Raw genomic sequence first — 15,862 nt, forward strand, 5'->3', positions numbered from 1 at the left:
ACAAGGGTCATTTCTGTGCCGCGAAAAGCTGATCCAGCTTGTCTTCGTAGGCGTGATAGCCAAGATACTGGTACAGATCGGCACGCGACTGCATCGTCTCGACGGCCGCCTTTTGCGTGCCGTCGCGCTTCACGGTTTCATAGAAGTTCAACGCCGCCGCGTTCATCGCACGATACGCGCCGCAGCAGTACAACGCGATATCGACGTTCGCGCTCTTCAACTCGTCGACGGTGAAAAAGGGCGTCGAACCGAATTCGGTGAGATTCGCGAGAATCGGCACGCGCACGGCGGCCTTGAAGCGGCGATAGTCGTCGAGCGTCTTCATCGCTTCGGGGAAGATCATGTCCGCGCCCGCTTCCACATACGCAACAGCGCGTTCGATCGCGGCGTCGATGCCTTCGGCGGCGGCGGCATCGGTGCGCGCCATGATGACGAAGGAATCGTCCGTACGCGCATCGACGGCGGCCTTCACGCGATCGACCATTTCGCCAGTCGGCACGACTTCCTTGCCCGGCCGGTGCCCGCAGCGCTTCTGCCCGACCTGATCCTCGATATGCACGGCGGCGACACCCGCCTTGATGAACGAACGGATCGTGCGCGCGATGTTGAAAGCGCCGCCCCAGCCGGTGTCGATATCGACCATCAGCGGCAGCGACGACGCGTCGGTGATGCGGCGCGCGTCGATCAGCACGTCTTCCATCGTGCTGATGCCGAGGTCGGGCATGCCGAGTGAATTCGCGGCGACGCCGCCGCCCGACAGATAGAGCGCCTTGAAACCGACGGCTTCGGCCATCTTCGCGGCGTAAGCGGTGATCGCGCCGACGATCTGCAACGGCGCTTCCCCGGCGACGGCTGCGCGAAAGCGCGCGCCGGGCGTGTTAGTGGACAACTGGCTCATGTTTCTTCGTCTCCGAAAAGGTGCATCTCAAAAGGCAAGTTGCGGGCCATGCGTTAAGTCATTGATTTTTATGAGATGGTGATTCGACCGAACGAGCGTGTTATTTCAAAATTGAAATCGCTGTTTCAGGCACGAAATTGCGGCGGTATCATGAGTCGCCGCCTATCTTTCGACGCTTCGACATGGATCCTTCCCACACTCCGCGCATCTGGGCCATCGGCATCAGCAAGCTGCGCGACCTGTATCGCGATGTCGCGTCGGCTTACGACGGCGTCGCCGATCTGCGCATCGTCGCGCGCGGCTACGAAGATGCCGTCAACGACATCGAGCACGCGGGCGTCGATCGTCCCGATGTGATCGTCGCGGCGGGATCGAACGGCAGCTATCTGAAAGCGCGTACCGGCGTGCCGGTCGTGCTCGTCGCGCCGACGGGCTTCGACGTGATGCACGCGCTCGCGCGCGCCAAGCGCGAAGCGGATCGCGTCGCGCTCGTCACGCACGGCGAGACGCCGCCCGAGCTGAAGCGCTTCTTCGCGGCGTTTGGCGTCGAGGTCGAAAGCGCGTCCTATCTAGCCGCCGAAGACGCCGAAGCCTGCGTGCTCGATCTGCGCGATCGCGGCGTGAAGGCGATCGTCGGTCCGGGGCTCGTCACGGAACTCGCGGAAAAGGCCGGGCTCAGGTCGGTGTTTCTGTACTCGCGCCCGTCCGTGCAGGCGGCCATCGACACGGCGCTCGAAGTCGCGAACGCGACGCTCGCCGAGTCGATGCGACGCCGCCGCCTCGATCAGGTGCTGCAAAATCTGCGCGACGGCGTGATCGCGCTCGACGCGCAAGGCCGCATCGAGGCGCTTTCCGGCAAGATGGCGCAGCTTCTGCGGCTGAACCCGTCGCAGTCGGTCGGGCGGCGGCTCGCGGAGCTGGCGCCGGATGTGGCGGCGGCCGTGCCGGCGGCGCCGGGCGAATCGCTGGAAACGGTGCGCGGCGCGAGCTATGTCGTGCATCGCAGCGCGTGGGGCGAGGGATCGAACGAAACGGGCGGCGCAATCGTCACGTTTCAGGAATCGGTCGCGCTGCAACGGATGGACCGCTCGGTGCGCACGCGTCAACGCGCGCCGCAACTGACGGCGCGCTACGTGATCGGCGATCTGCTCGGCGAAAGCGCGGCCATCGAAGCGGCCCGAGCGCGCATGCGCCGCTACGCGCGCTCGGACGCGACCGTGCTGATTCGCGGCGAAAGCGGCACCGGCAAGGAGCTCGCGGCGCAGGGCATCCACAACGCGAGCGCGCGGCGCGAGTTCGCGTTCGTCGCGCTCAATTGCGGCGCGTTTCCGGAGACGCTGCTCGAAAGCGAATTGTTCGGCTACGAGGAAGGCGCGTTCACCGGCGCGCGGCGCGGCGGCAAGCCGGGCCTGATCGAAACGGCGCATCGCGGCACGCTCTTTCTCGATGAAATCGGCGAAATGCCGCTGCCGCTGCAAAGCCGCCTGTTGCGCGTGCTGCAGGAGCGCGAAGTGGCGCGTCTCGGCTCCACGGAGCCGCTACAGGTCGATGTGCGCATCATCGCGGCGACGCATCGTGCGCTGACGGAGCACGTCGAAAAAGGCGAGTTTCGCGCGGACCTGTTCTATCGGCTGAATATTCTGAATCTGGCGCTGCCGCCTTTGCGCGAGCGCGCCGCCGATATCCCGATGCTCGCCGCGCATTTGCTGGCCAGAACGCGCCTATCGATCGACGACGACGCCCTCGCGATCCTGATGGCGTATCGCTGGCCGGGCAACGTGCGCGAGCTGCAAAACGTGATGGAGCGCGTCGCGGTGGAGATGGAGGACGAGCCGGAGCGGCCGGTGACGCCCACGCTGCTCGCGGACATCGCGCCTGAAATCATGAACGGCGATCAGCCGGATCTCACGCTCAGGGCGCGCGTGAAACGCACGCAGGCCGATGAAGTGCGCGCCGTGCTCGACGCGTTCGACGGGGACAGAGAGAAAGCGTGCGCCGCGCTCGGCATCAGCAAGACGACACTGTGGCGCAAGCTGAGCGGTACGGGCTGACTCAGCCGCGTTCCTGCACGCACACCCACGGCGACGTGACGACGGCCCACAGTTCCGGATCGCGCGCGGCGAGATCGGTGGCGGTTTCGGCCTGCATGCGCTCGATCAGTCCGGCGGAAAGCCATTGCGAGACCTGCTGCGTGTCGTCGTTGGCGACGGCTTCCGCGACGCTCACCAGATCGAGGTCGCCCTTCACCCAGATGAGCTTGCCTTGCGCGAAGAAGCGTTCCAGTTCGGACCAGCCGATCTGGGCGGTTTCAGCGAGGAGCTTGGCGTAGAGCAGGCTGGGCGTGGAAGCGTCGGACATGAGAAAAGCGCAGAAGAAAACGAAAGGCGTCCGACACTATAGCGCAGTGCCGGACGCCTTCGTTTCAAACAACTGCTGCGAGAAGCGTTACAGGTCGAAGAAGACCGTCTCGTTCGGGCCGCGCAGATGAATGTCGAAGCGATAGATGCTGCCCGACGAATCCGCCTTGACCGACGCACCCGCCTCGCGCTTCGCGATCAGCGTATGACGGCGCTCGGCCGGCACGCTCTGCAACACCGTGTCCTTTGCGTTGGCGTCGCTTTCATCCTCGAAATAGATGCGCGTGTAGGTGTGCAGCAGCATGCCGCGCATCAGCACGATGACATCGAGATGCGGCGCGGAATCGTCGGCGGTCGCGCCCGGCTTCACGGTATCGAAGATGAAGCGCAGTTTCGGATCCGTGCCCGTACCGCAGCGGGCGAAGCCGCGAAAGCCCGATTCGCGCGCTTCCTGCACGCTCTGCACGTAGCGGCCGTTCGCATCGGCCTGGGCGAGTTCGATCAGCGCGTCGTTGACGGGCTTGCCTTCCGCGTCGAACACGTTGCCGACGACGGCGATATGCTCGCCCGGCACTTCACGGTCCGCAGCCGACGCGGTAAAGAGGCTCTTCAGATCGAAGTTGTATTGCTCGGGCACGAGGCCGTAAGCGAAGTACGGACCGACGGTCTGCGAAGGGGTCTGTTTCAGCGTGGTCATGTTCGTTTTACTCCGTCGGCGTTTGGTCCGGGCCGCGCAGCACGATGTTGAATTCGTAGCCGAGCGCGTAGTTTTCCTGCGTCGTGTCGATCGAGAAGGACGACACGAGACGCTCGCGGGCGTGCTCGGGAATGCCTTGATAGATCGGATCGAGATCGAGCAGCGGATCGCCGGGGAAGTACATCTGCGTGACGAGGCGCGAGCCGAAGTACTCGCCGAAGAGCGAGAAGTGGATGTGCTGCGGACGCCACGCGTTCGGGTGATTGCCCCACGGATACGCGCCCGGCTTGATCGTCATGAAGCGATAGCGGCCTTCGTCGTCGGTCAGGCAGCGGCCCGCGCCGAGGAAGTTCGGGTCGAGCGGGGCGTCGTGCTGGTCCGCCTTGTGCACGTAACGGCCCGCGGCGTTCGCCTGCCACACTTCCACGAGCGTGTTGCGCACCGGCCGGCCGCCTTCGTCGAGCACGCGGCCCGTCACGATGATGCGCTCGCCGAGCGGATCGCCATTCTTGGCGGCGTTGCGGGTGAGATCGTTGTCGAGCACGCCCAGATCATCCGCGCCATAGACCGGCACGCGCCGGTTGCGCAGGTTTTCCTTCAGCGGAACGAGCGGCAGGCCCGGGCTGCGCAGAATCGACGACTTGTAACCCGGCGACAGATACGCCGGATGCGATTCCCAGTCGCGCGGTGTGAGGATCGGTGAAGTCATGTCGACTGTCTCCTGTCATTGTGGGATTGAATAGGATGTTTCTGACGACTACTTTATATAACGCCGCAAGTTATGGAAAATGATGTTTTGTGCCTTCTTGCATAACGGAACGTCATGGATACCGACTTCACCAACACCCGCGTCAAGTTCCGGCATTTGCAGTGTTTTCTGGCCGTCACGCAGCTCGGCAGCGTGCAGCGCGCCGCCGACAGCCTGTCGATCACGCAGCCCGCAGTCTCGAAGACGATCAGCGAGCTCGAATCCATTCTAGGCGTGCGTTTGTTCGAGCGCGGGCGGCGCGGCGCGGTGCCGACGCGCGAAGGGCGGCTCTTCGCGCCGCACGCGAGCGCCTGCGTCGCGTCCTTGCGCGAGGGCGTCGACATGCTGCTGCGCGAGCGCGGCGACGTGCCGGGCACCATCGCAATCGGCATCCTGCCGACGGTCGCGCCCGTGCTGCTCTCGCCCGCGCTCACGTCGTTCCGGCAGCAATGGCCGGCGGTGTCGCTCTCGGTATGGACGGATTCGAACGCGCTTCTGCTGGAAAAACTGAAGGCGGGCGATGTCGATCTTGTCGTCGGGCGGCTGTCGGAGCCGGAGGCGATGCACGGCTTGTCGTTCGAGCAGATCTATCGCGAGCCGCTGGCGGTGGTCGTGCGCCGCGAGCATCCGCTGACGCTGGAGACGCCGCTCACGCCCGCGCTGCTCGCGCGCTTTGCGATCGTGGTGCCGCCGTTCGGCACGCTGATCCGTCAGTCGGCTGAAAGCGTGCTCACCGCGTTCGGCGCGCATGCGCTGACGGCGCTCGTCGAGACCTTGTCGGTGTCGCTCGGGCGCTCGCTCGCGATGAACAACGATGCCGTGTGGTTCGTGCCCGCCGGCGCGGTCGAGCAGGACATCGCGCTCGGGCTGCTCGCCTCGTTGCCGATGCCTTTCGCGGGCACCGATGAGCCGATCGGCCTGATCCGCCGCAACGACGCGGCGCGCACGCCGGTGGAGGAGGCGCTCGTCGACGCGCTGCGTGAAGCGGGCCGCTCGCGCGCACGGAGCAAATGACCGGCGTCGCCGGGCGGCGCGCAAGTTGCTGAAGCAGCATTTACCGCGCAGAGTTGGCGCGAAAGAAATACTATGACGAAAGACAGTGAGAACGAAGTAAATGCAACAAACCGGTTCAGCAGTGGTCACATAAAACGCTGTCCGCCGCGGTCTTCGCAGATTCCGGCAGACCTTCCGCAGCACGCGCCGCACGCACCGAACTTGCCCGCAAGATGAAGACCGTATTGCTCGTCGACGACGACCCCGCCACCATCGAAGCCTGGACCGTCTGCATGCAGGGCGAGGACTGCAACGTCCTGTGCGCGTTCGATGGCAACGGAGCGCTGACGATACTCGGCGAGCAAAGGGTGGACATCGTCGTCTCCGACTGGATGATGCCGGGGCTCGGCGGCGCGCTGCTCTGCCAGACGATGAAGAACGACGCGGCGCTCGCGCACATTCCTTTCCTGATGATTTCGGGGCATCCGAATCCGCCCGCGTTCGTCAGCTACGACGGCTATTTGCGCAAGCCCGTGGATATGGGCACGCTGATCGCCGCCGTGAACCGGCTGTGCGCCGCGAAGAAGCGGCCGCTGTACTGAGGGGCGGCTAGCGCAGTTCGGCCAGCGCCTCGTCCATCTGCGTCTGCGCCATGCGGTTCAGCTCCTGCGGAATCTCGCAATCGAGCGGCAGGCAAGGCGTGACGATCACGCGAATATGTCCGCCCCGATCCGGCCAGCCCTTCGCCGGCCAGACCTTGCCCGCGTCGTGCACCACGGGCACGACCGGCACCTTCGTCGCGCAGGCGAGGCGCACGCCGCCCGAGGCCAGCTTGAGCGGCGCATCGTGCGCGACGCGCGTGCCTTCGGGAAAGATCACCACCGAATCGCCTTTCTTGAGCCGCGCCGCGCACTCGCGCGTCACCGCCGTATGCGCCTGACGGATCGAGCCGCGGTCGAGGCTCACCATGTCGAGCCCGCGCAGCACCCAGCCGAAGAACGGAATGTTCATGAGCTCGTGCTTGAACACGAAGCTGATGCGGCGCGGAAAAAGCGCCATGAACGTGAGCGTTTCCCACGTCGATTCGTGCCGCGACAGGATGATGCACGGCCCGGCCGGCAAATGCTCCAGCCCTTCGACGGAACACGTGACGCCGGTGATGACGCGCATCATCACGACGACGGCGCGGCACCAGAGCGTCGCGAGCCGGTAGCGCCCATTGCGGCCGACGAACGGAAAGAGCGGCAGGATCAGGATCGACCAGACGATGCCGCTGCCTAGCAGATACGTTGCAAAGAGCCACTTGACGAGAGTACGGCGCATCGAAATTCGCTGGATGAAGGGAAGCGGGAAGCATAGCGCACGGCGCACGTCATGCGATGTCACCGATCGGATGCAACAATGGATGCCAACCCGATCTCAACACCCGAGGATGAAGCGCAATGGAAACCGAAACGCCGGTGCAGTTCGACGAAGGCATGCTCGACGTGGGCGACGGCCATTCGATCTACTGGCGCGCGCAGGGCCCGCGCGACGCGCCCGTGATGCTCGTCGTGCACGGCGGCCCCGGCGGCGCGATGAACGTGAAATGGGCCGAGGTGCTGGAAGAAGGGAAGTGGCGCGTCGTGTTCTTCGATCAGCGCGGCTGCGGCAAGTCCACGCCGTTCGGCAAGCTGGAGCACAACGGCATCGATGCGCTCGTCGGCGACATGGAGACGCTGCGCGCCGCGTTGAAGATCGAGCGGTGGGCGATTTTCGGCGGTTCGTGGGGCACCACGCTCGGCCTCGCGTATGGCGTCGCGCATCCGGAACGGTGCCTGGGCTTCCTGCTGCGCGGCGTGTTTCTCGCGCGGCGCGAGGACATCGACTGGTTCCTGTGGGACGTGCGGCGCGTGTTTCCGGAGGCGCATCGCGCGTTTCTCGATGCGATCGAGGCGGCGTGCGGCAAGCGTCCATCGAACGCGCAGGACATCCTGCGGATGACGGAGGCGCCGCTCGCACGCTTCGACGAAGCCGGCACGCGGCTCGCGCGCGCGTGGACGCAATACGAGACGACGCTGTCGGTCGTCAACAAGCCGGAGAAGGAACCCGCCGACGAAGAGAAGCGCCCGAGCGCGGAAGCGAACGCCGCCGCGATCTCGATGGCGCTGCTCGAACGTCATTACATGGCGAACGAGCTGCCGCCGATGCCGCTGTTGCCGCTCATTGCGCGCATCGCGCATCTGCCTTGCCGGATCGTGCATGGCCGCTTCGACATGGTATGTCCCGCCGATCAGGCGCTGGCGCTCGCCGCGCGCTGGCCGGGAGCGCAACTGGCGGTCGTGAACGCGGCGGGGCACTGGACCTTCGAGCCGGGCAATCTCGCGGCGTTGCGCGCGGGCGCGGCGGCGCTTGCTAGTGTGATCGGCGAGGCGAGGTAGACGCGCCTCAGAACATCGCCGGCGCCGCTTCGGTGAGTTTGCCCCAGTCGAGATCGACGCCGATCACCACCGGCTTCTCGGCGCGCTGCGTCGCGATCGTGAGCGTCATGCAAAGCGACGTGCCGGTCACGGAAAGATAGGGCGCGGTCGTGATCACTTGCTGCGGCTTCGCGAGCGCATCGACGAAATACGAGCGATTGTCCCAGCGCCCCGTGGACGGGTCCGCGATCGGCGCGAAACGCGCGCTCGGCGCTTTCGCGGCGGCCCCGGCCAGGCCCGGCATGAACTCGCGGCCGCCCTGGTCGAGAAAGAAGCAGCTGAGCGTCGCGGGCAGCGCGAGCACGTCGGCGCATGCGGCTTCGGTCGTCGTCCCCGAAGCGAAGCGCCGCGCCGCCTGCTTGATGCCGGAGCGATAGGGCAGCACGAGCAGGTCGCCCGCGAGCCGCTCGGCGCGGCGCATCTGGGCGAGCGCATCGAACACGTCTTCGAAGAGCGGCGTCGCGACGCCGCGCTCGGCCAGCGTCGGCGACGGCATGCCGAACAGATAACCCTGCACGAAATCGACGTTCGAGCGCGCGGCGAGCATCAGATCGTCGCCCGTCTCGATGCCTTCCGCGACCACGAACATGCCCGACTCGTGCAGCAGGTCGACGAGCTTCGGCATCAGCGCGTCGCGCATGTGAGCGCTCTTCGTGCGCACGAGACTGCGGTCGAGCTTCACGATGTCGGGCCTGAGCGTCAGCAGCCGGTCGATATTCGAATGTCCCGCGCCGAAGTCGTCGACGGCGACGAGAAAGCCTTGCCCGCGAAACGCCTGCGTCGCGCGCGAGAGTTCCTCGACGTCCGTGCCGCCGGATTCGAGCACTTCGATCACGAGGTGCTCCGGCGCGAGGCCGGCCGCGCGTGTCGCTGCCGCGAGCCGCACGGCATAGCCGGGATCGGTGAAGGTGGCGGGATTGATATTGATGAAGAGCCAGTGCGCGGCGGGCAAGAGCGCCGCCGCGTTGCGCAGGTGCGTGCGGTGGCTCATGCGGTCGAGCTCCGTGAGCGTGCCCGCGACGATCGCCCGGCCGAACAGATCGAACGGGTCGATCAGCGCGCCGCCGCCCGCGTCGCCGCGCAGCAACGCCTCGTAGCCCACCTCGCGCTGATGCGGAAGGCTGTAGATCGGTTGCAGATGCGTGCGCAGCGCGATGCCGTCGACGATCTCGTCGTGTCCGCTTGCCACGTTCACACGACGATGGCGGGCGCGGGCCGCGCGGCGCGCGCGAACGGCATGGGGACAGCGCGCACCGGCAAACGCACGCACGGGCGGGCACACAGGTCGATGAACAGCACGGTGGTCACGCGTTTCGATGGGGATGAGCGCAATATCGGCCGTTCGTGCGCAAACTTGAGCGCAACGCCCGCCGGTTTGCCGCGCGCGCCCGTACGACCTATCTTTGTTGATGCGATGCTACGATCCGTGTGCAACTTAGGCCGGGCCGCCCCCGTCGAAAGTTGCCACGAACCAATCCGAGAGAGATAGATGGCGCAACAGAAAACCAATCCCAAACTCGAACAGGCGCTGACGCGCGGCGATCTCGCGATCCGTCAGGCGAACTCGGGCCGCGCCACCGCGGTGCTGCGCGCGCTCGGCAAGATGATCGTCGAGGCCTCCGCGACGATCGGCGTCGAAGCGCATGTCGTCATTCACGATGGCGACAAGATCTACGATCCCGCCGACGGCGTCTGGCCGCAGCAGTTGCTGGTCTCGCTCGACGGTCCCGTCGAGGAGAACGATCCGGACGAGATCCGCACGATCACGCTGCTCGCCGACACGCCCGCCACGATATTCCGCTGCGAATGGCAGCGCGCGGACGGGAACATCGGCCGGCAGGAAGGCCGTCCGCTCGCGATGGTCGCTTTCATTACCGACGTCGATATCCCCTGGCTCGACGAAGACGACTGATTTTTTCTGATTCGTTTTAGCGGTTTTCACACGACCGACATGATTATGTCGTGATAAGGCGGGCGTTTCTTTCGAGGAACGCCCGCTTTTTCTTTTGCCCGTTCTCCACGTCTGAAAATCCCAAACTCTGCACTTTCCGTGTTTCGCAGATTGTGCGAAACAAACTTGTAAGCAAACGTTACCGCGCCCCGTTTTTTTAGTGTTTTCGAGCGTTTACGCGATGCTCCGCGACGGTTCGGCGAACGCTATTCTCCCAATTGCCTCTCGCGTCAATAGGTGGCTGCTCGCCCTCGTTTCTTCACCCGGTTCGGGCTCGCATATTCCTGTACGACATATGCATATATTGGTTTGCAGCGGCTACCCGGCGATTGGCTCGTCGATTAGAAGCTTTCTTCCATCGCTTTAGCCTGAAATTTGCTCAGAAACAGCGGCAAGCGCGCACCCCGTTTTTTGACTTCGTGAGAGGCTCGTTTCGCCCGTGTACGGGACCTACTTAAATAAATGTCCTCGGCACGCGGCAATTTCCAATCGCCAAGAAAAAATGGGGTTTACAAATGGAACGTCTCAACCTTGCCAACAACGCCGCCGCCAACCACACCGAACCGGCGGTTCGCCCAACTCTCACGATCGTGCCCGCGCTTCAGAAATCCGAGCGCATGCCGTTTACTATTCGTATCGTCCGGGACGATGCCGGGCTGCAGAAAGCCGTGAGCATCCGGCGTTCGGCGTATGGGCGGCATCTGCCCGAATTCGCCGAATCGATGACGATCGAGCCTTCGGATCGCGATCGCGGCACGGCCGTCCTGCTGGCGGAGTCCAAGCTCGACGGCGCGCCGCTTGGGACCATGCGCATTCAGACCAATGCGTACGGGCGGCTCGCGGTCGAGCAATCGGTGCGTCTGCCGGATCATCTGGCGACGAGCCGCCTCGCGGAAGCGACGCGTCTCGGCGTTTCGGGCGGCATGGTGGGACGGGTGGTGAAGGTGGCGTTGTGCAAGGCGCTCTGGATGTTCTGCGAATTGCACGGGATCGATTACATGGTGATCACGGCGCGTACGCCGCTTGATCGGGAGTATGAGGCGATGCTCTTCAAGGATGTTTTCGGCGTCAATGAATTCCTGCCGATGACGCATGTCGGCGGATTGCCGCATCGCGTATTGGCGAAGGATGTCGCCGCGGCGCGCCAGCGCTGGGAAGAAGCCCGTCATCCGCTCTTCAATTACATGGTGCATACGCATCACCCGGATATCGATTTGCATTCTGTAGATTTATCTTTTGACTGGGAACCGGTACGATGCCCTGAGGCTCCGCTGATGGCTTACGGCAGATAAAAAGCACGATCGTATTTAGAAAGGCAATAGCGAATAACCGGACCCCGGAGCGGTCCGGTTGGCCAAAAGCGGCGGCGTGCGGGGTTTTCGGACTCGGCCGCTGCCTGCGCCGCGCATTTCGCGCCGGGCGCAAACGGGGGTTTTTCCAGGTATGGCGTCGGTTATTCCAGCTTCCTTATCGAGATTCAGACGCACGGGCTCGTGGATCGACGACGCGCTGTACGCGGTCGCCGTTTACGCCGTGCCCGTTCTGATTTTGCTCGGTACGATCGCGACGCTCTATTTCCTGCCGCGCCAATATGAAACGCGTGGCGCCGTTCCTCTCGAATTACGTGTTTTCTCCGATCAGAGCGGTCTAATGGGTCCGGCCGATGCGCGCGAAGCGCTGCAAGGCGCCGCGCCCGTTTCCCGTTACAGCACGCGTCTTTCCGAAAAACCGGTGTGGTTCGGCTTTACGACGCCCAGCATGAGCGCCGACTCGTCGACGGTCGTCGAATTGCCGTCGCGTCATGCGCAAACGCTTGCCTGCTGGAACGCAGATACGCTTGATCTTCTCGGCAAGGCCGACCGCGATGTCGTGAGCGGCGAAATGCGCGCGGTGAAGGCGGGCTTCTCGATTCAGGTCGGCCGGCTGAAACACGCCGAAAACATTATTTGCCGCGGCACGTTTTCGGGCCCGGCACAAATCAACGCCTACGCGTGGGAATGGCAGGGCCTGCGCAATTCGTCGCTCGATTTTCAGGAAAGCTCGGGTCTCATCGCGGGCGGCCTGCTCACCCTCGCGGTATTCGTGTTCGTCACGGCGCTCATCAATCACGAGTGGACCTATGTGATTTTCGCGGTGTGGCTCGTCGGCAATCTGCGCCTGTGCGCGAACGCGATGGGCTGGGACATGCAGTGGGTGGGCCGCGTGCTGCCGTCGGATTTCATGCAGCCGTTGCGGCAGTTCACCTTCGCCGCCTATTACCTGCTGACGGCGGCGCTCTTTCAGCAGCTCTTCCGGCGCGAGTTGCGCGTGGTCGGCTACAGGTGGCTGCTGCGCGTGATCCAGTATGTCGGCATCGTGCTGCTCGCCGCGGCGCTCGCGCTGCCGTACGAGTACTTCATCCCAGTGCTGTGGGTCATCGCCGGCTTCGGCATCTGCGTGCTGCTGTTCTTCCTCGCGCGGCTCGTGTGGATGGCGCGCTCGCGCACCGTGCTCTGGTATGTCGCGTCGCTCGGCGTCGTGCTGTTCTCCACGTTCTCGGAAGTGCTCGGCGCGGCCTTCGGGCTGAAGGTGCTCGTGGGCGGCGTGAACACGGTGATGGCCGCGCTCTCGTCGAGCATGATGGCGGCCTTCGCGATCGCCGAGCAGATGCGCGCCGAACGCGATTTCCGCCGCCAGGCGCAGATGGAATTGCGCAACACCTATGAAGTCACGCCGATCGGCCTCTTCACGCTCGATACCGACGGCCACTTCGTGCGCGCGAATCCCGCGTTGCGCGCCATGCTCGATCTGCAAAAGGCCGACTACAAGGTGCGGCACTGGAACGACTACTTCGAGGCCGGCGCGTGGGGCGCGTTGCAGGCGCTGGCGTCGAAGGGCAGCGATGGCGAGCTCGAAATGGGCGGCTCGTCCGAGCGCGGCACCGGCGAGCGGCGCTATCTGCTGAAGGCCATCCGCTCGAATGGCTGGATCGAAGGCTCGCTGCAGGACACGACGGAGCGTTCGAAAGCCGTCGAGCGCCTGCGCTTTCTCGCCGAGCACGATCCGCTCACCGGCTCGCTGAACCGCCGCGGCATCGAGAAGGCGATCTCCGCGCAAAGCGAAGAAACGCTGCCGTGGGCGCTGGCCTATGTCGATCTCGACCGCTTCAAGCTCGTCAACGATCTGTTCGGCCATCGCAGCGGCGACGAAGTGCTGCGCCAGGTCGCGGCGCGCACGCGCGCGCACTTCGGGCGCAGCTATCGGGTCGGGCGCATCGGCGGCGACGAGTTCGTCTGCGTGATGCACGATACGTCGATCGAAGACGCCATCGCGCAATGCCGCGAGCTCATCGCCATTCTGTCGGATGCGCCGTATCAGGTCGGCAATCGCGCGTTTCAGGTGAAAGCGTCGATCGGTCTCGTCGAATGCTCGCAGGGCGTGCGCGTGCAGGACGCGCTCTCGCATGCGGACCGCGCGTGCCGCGAGGCGAAGAAAGTCGCGCACACGCATCTCGTCACGTATCGCAAGGGTGCGGCCGCGTTCGAGGAGCGCGCGGAGGAGTTGCGGCTCGTCGAGACGCTCGGGCGCAACCGCCTGCCGCCGGGCCTGTTTCTCGTGATGCAGCCGATCATGTCGCTCTCGGCGCCGACCGAATCGCTCAATTTCGAAGTGCTGCTGCGCATGCGCTCGCCCGACGGCGCGACGCTGCCCGCCGGCAAGGTGATCGTCGCGGCGGAGGAATCGGGCAATATCGCGGCCATCGACCGCTGGGTCATCTCGACGCTGCTCGAATGGATCGAGACGCATCAGCATCAGCTCGGCAACACGCAGTTCGTCTGCGTGAATCTCTCCGGCGGCTCGCTCAACGACGAGCAGTTCATGGAGGACATCTTCGCGCTCTTCGCGCGCTATCAATCGATCGTGCATTACCTGTGTCTCGAAATCACGGAGAGCGTCGCCCTGCACGATCTGGAGAACACGCAGCGCTTCATTTCGCGCGTGCACGACATGGGCGGCAAGATTGCGCTCGACGATTTCGGCGCCGGCTACACGTCGTTCAAATATCTGAAGGCGCTGTCCGCCGACGCCCTCAAGATCGATGGCGAATTCGTGCGCTCGATGTGCGCGCATCCGGCGGATATCGCGATCGTCGAGGCGATCGTCGCGCTTGCGCGCAATCTCGGCATGCGCAGCGTGGCGGAGTGGGTCGAGGACATCGACACCTTGCGCGCGTTGCAGGAAATCGGCGTCGATTACGTGCAGGGCTTCCTCGTCGCGCGGCCGCAGGACAGCGCGGCGATTCTCGCGGCGAGCTCGGCCGCGAGCTTCGTGAAGGACCCGGAAGTGGTGAGCTTCGTCGAGTGCCTGTCGGAACCGGCGCAGGCTGCCGTGTTCGACTACGAGTGGCACGCGCGCGCATCCGGCACGCACTGAACCGCCTGCATCGAATCACATGAGGACCCGCTTGTTAGAATCGGCGTAACGGATTCAAGCGAACGGGGACCCATAACATGAACCATGTCCGGCGCGCATGCGAGCGCCGCGAGGCACGCGCCGATGTCTGAGCGGCCCGCGCGCAAAGCCTCGATGCATTCGGTCGGCTCCAACCAGCTCGGCATGCGCCAGTTCAACGAGCGCATCGTCCTGCAGGCGATCCGGCTGCACGGCGCGCTGCCCAAGGCCGATGTCGCGCGCCTCACGCGCCTTTCCATGCAGACGGTTTCGCTGATCGTCGATCACCTCATCGACGACGGATTGCTGCAAAAAGATGCGCGCACGCGCGTGAAAGGGCGCATTGGCCAGCCTTCCGTGCCGATATCGCTGCGCGCGGACGGGGCGTTTTCCATCGGCGTGAAAGTGGGGCGGCGCAGTCTCGACGTGCTCTCTATGGACTTCGCCGGCAGCGTGCGCACGCGCGAAACACTGGAATACGCCTATCCCGATCCGCAGACGCTTTTCCCTGCGCTTGAGGCCCGGCTCGCGCGCGTGGTCGCCGCGCTCGGCGACGGCGCGCAAAAGATCGCGGGCATCGGCGTGGCCGCGCCGCTGTGGCTCGGCGGCTGGCGCGATTTCTTCGACACCCCGCCCGACGCGCTCGCGGCGTGGAATGACATCGACATTCGCGAACGCATTCAGTCGATGACCGCGCTGCCCGTCGAATTCGCCAAGGACACGACGGCCGCGTGCGCCGCCGAGCTGGTGATGGGCCAGGGCCGCGGGCTGCGTAATTTCCTCTACGTGTTCATCGGGACGTTCATCGGCGGCGGGCTCGTCATCGACGGCAGACTGCACGCCGGGCCGAGCGGCAATGCGGGCGCCATCGGCTCGTTTCCGCTGTTTCACGGCCGCGCGCGGCGCGCTGGGCAACTGCTCAACACGGCATCGGTGTACGTGCTCGAAAAGGCGTTCGCCGCCGCGGGTGCGCCGGCCGCGGCCGCGCACGACGAGCGGGCCGTGTCGCCGCCATTGCGCGCGCTAGCGGAAACGTGGATGGGCGAGACGTGTCCCGCGATCGCGACGGGCATCGCGTCGGCGGCGGCGCTGCTCGATCTCGAAGCCGTGGTCATCGACGGCGAAATCGATCGCACCTTGGTGCGCGAAGTCATCCGCCGCACCGACGACGAACTCGCCGGTTTCGACTGGCAAGGCATGACGCGCCCGCGTCTGGTCGAAGGGCAGATCGGCCCCGACGCACGCGCGATGGGCGGCGCGATCCTGCCGCTCTATGCGCACTTCGCGCCGAAGCACGAGCTCTTTCTCAAACCGCTGGAAAGCTGATT

14 protein-coding genes are annotated in these 15,862 nt (G+C 64.9%); 8 read left to right on the top strand and 6 right to left on the bottom strand.

Annotated features, from left to right (window positions below):
* Positions 1 to 7: 7 nt before the first annotated feature.
* The gene (gene prpB, locus LY284_RS21325) at positions 8 to 898 is read right to left on the bottom strand and encodes a methylisocitrate lyase (RefSeq protein ID WP_233387899.1); all 891 of its coding nucleotides are present in this window, start codon (positions 896 to 898) and stop codon (positions 8 to 10) included.
* Between the two features lie 182 nt (positions 899 to 1,080).
* Here prpB and prpR point away from each other — a divergent pair, with 182 nt between their 5' ends.
* Positions 1,081 to 2,949 carry a propionate catabolism operon regulatory protein PrpR gene (gene prpR / locus LY284_RS21330; protein ID WP_233387900.1) on the top strand — a complete coding sequence of 623 codons (1,869 nt, stop codon included), beginning with the start codon at positions 1,081 to 1,083 and terminating at the stop codon, positions 2,947 to 2,949.
* Position 2,950: 1 nt separating this feature from the next.
* Here the strand turns inward: prpR and LY284_RS21335 are convergent, their stop codons facing one another.
* The 3 genes from LY284_RS21335 to pcaH all read right to left on the bottom strand — a co-directional run bounded on the left by LY284_RS21335 (position 2,951) and on the right by pcaH (position 4,661).
* Positions 2,951 to 3,256, bottom strand: coding sequence for a DUF2288 domain-containing protein (locus tag LY284_RS21335; protein ID WP_233387901.1), 306 nt, complete (start codon positions 3,254 to 3,256; stop codon positions 2,951 to 2,953).
* An 87-nt stretch (positions 3,257 to 3,343) separates the two neighbouring features.
* On the bottom strand, positions 3,344 to 3,952 hold the full coding sequence (gene pcaG / locus LY284_RS21340; RefSeq protein WP_045454858.1) for a protocatechuate 3,4-dioxygenase subunit alpha: 609 nt from the start codon (positions 3,950 to 3,952) through the stop codon (positions 3,344 to 3,346).
* A 7-nt stretch (positions 3,953 to 3,959) separates the two neighbouring features.
* Complete coding sequence (gene pcaH / locus LY284_RS21345) at positions 3,960 to 4,661, bottom strand: protocatechuate 3,4-dioxygenase subunit beta (protein WP_014251183.1); 702 nt, start codon at positions 4,659 to 4,661, stop codon at positions 3,960 to 3,962.
* Positions 4,662 to 4,775: 114 nt separating this feature from the next.
* On the opposite strand from pcaH, the gene pcaQ reads away from it, so the two are divergent.
* Together pcaQ and LY284_RS21355 are read left to right on the top strand one after the other, a co-directional pair.
* Entirely contained in the window at positions 4,776 to 5,714 is a 939-nt protein-coding gene (pcaQ, locus tag LY284_RS21350) for a pca operon transcription factor PcaQ (protein ID WP_014251182.1), read from the top strand.
* 212 nt (positions 5,715 to 5,926) lie between these two features.
* Positions 5,927 to 6,295: a response regulator transcription factor gene (locus tag LY284_RS21355; RefSeq protein ID WP_041731807.1), complete on the top strand. Its 369-nt coding sequence runs from the start codon at positions 5,927 to 5,929 to the stop codon at positions 6,293 to 6,295.
* 7 nt (positions 6,296 to 6,302) lie between these two features.
* Here LY284_RS21355 and LY284_RS21360 read toward each other — a convergent pair whose 3' ends face one another.
* Positions 6,303 to 7,016: a 1-acyl-sn-glycerol-3-phosphate acyltransferase gene (locus LY284_RS21360; RefSeq protein WP_041732239.1), complete on the bottom strand. Its 714-nt coding sequence runs from the start codon at positions 7,014 to 7,016 to the stop codon at positions 6,303 to 6,305.
* Positions 7,017 to 7,135: 119 nt separating this feature from the next.
* Between LY284_RS21360 and pip the strand changes: the two genes are divergently transcribed.
* The gene (pip, locus tag LY284_RS21365; RefSeq protein WP_233387902.1) at positions 7,136 to 8,113 is read left to right on the top strand and encodes a prolyl aminopeptidase; all 978 of its coding nucleotides are present in this window, start codon (positions 7,136 to 7,138) and stop codon (positions 8,111 to 8,113) included.
* 7 nt (positions 8,114 to 8,120) lie between these two features.
* On the opposite strand, the gene LY284_RS21370 is transcribed toward pip, so the two are convergent.
* Positions 8,121 to 9,341 carry an EAL domain-containing protein gene (locus tag LY284_RS21370; RefSeq protein WP_233387903.1) on the bottom strand — a complete coding sequence of 407 codons (1,221 nt, stop codon included), beginning with the start codon at positions 9,339 to 9,341 and terminating at the stop codon, positions 8,121 to 8,123.
* A 300-nt stretch (positions 9,342 to 9,641) separates the two neighbouring features.
* On the opposite strand from LY284_RS21370, the gene LY284_RS21375 reads away from it, so the two are divergent.
* From LY284_RS21375 to LY284_RS21390, 4 genes are all read left to right on the top strand, one after another.
* Positions 9,642 to 10,064 (top strand): hypothetical protein, encoded by a 423-nt coding sequence (locus LY284_RS21375; RefSeq protein WP_014251177.1) that lies wholly within the window; start codon positions 9,642 to 9,644, stop codon positions 10,062 to 10,064.
* 554 nt (positions 10,065 to 10,618) lie between these two features.
* On the top strand, positions 10,619 to 11,395 hold the full coding sequence (locus LY284_RS21380; RefSeq protein ID WP_014251176.1) for a hypothetical protein: 777 nt from the start codon (positions 10,619 to 10,621) through the stop codon (positions 11,393 to 11,395).
* 151 nt (positions 11,396 to 11,546) lie between these two features.
* Positions 11,547 to 14,516 (top strand): bifunctional diguanylate cyclase/phosphodiesterase, encoded by a 2,970-nt coding sequence (locus LY284_RS21385; RefSeq protein ID WP_233387904.1) that lies wholly within the window; start codon positions 11,547 to 11,549, stop codon positions 14,514 to 14,516.
* Between the two features lie 123 nt (positions 14,517 to 14,639).
* Positions 14,640 to 15,860: an ROK family transcriptional regulator gene (locus tag LY284_RS21390; protein WP_233387905.1), complete on the top strand. Its 1,221-nt coding sequence runs from the start codon at positions 14,640 to 14,642 to the stop codon at positions 15,858 to 15,860.
* Positions 15,861 to 15,862: the final 2 nt, after the last annotated feature.

The organism is Caballeronia sp. PC1, assembly GCF_021353155.1.
GTDB lineage: Bacteria > Pseudomonadota > Gammaproteobacteria > Burkholderiales > Burkholderiaceae > Caballeronia > Caballeronia cordobensis.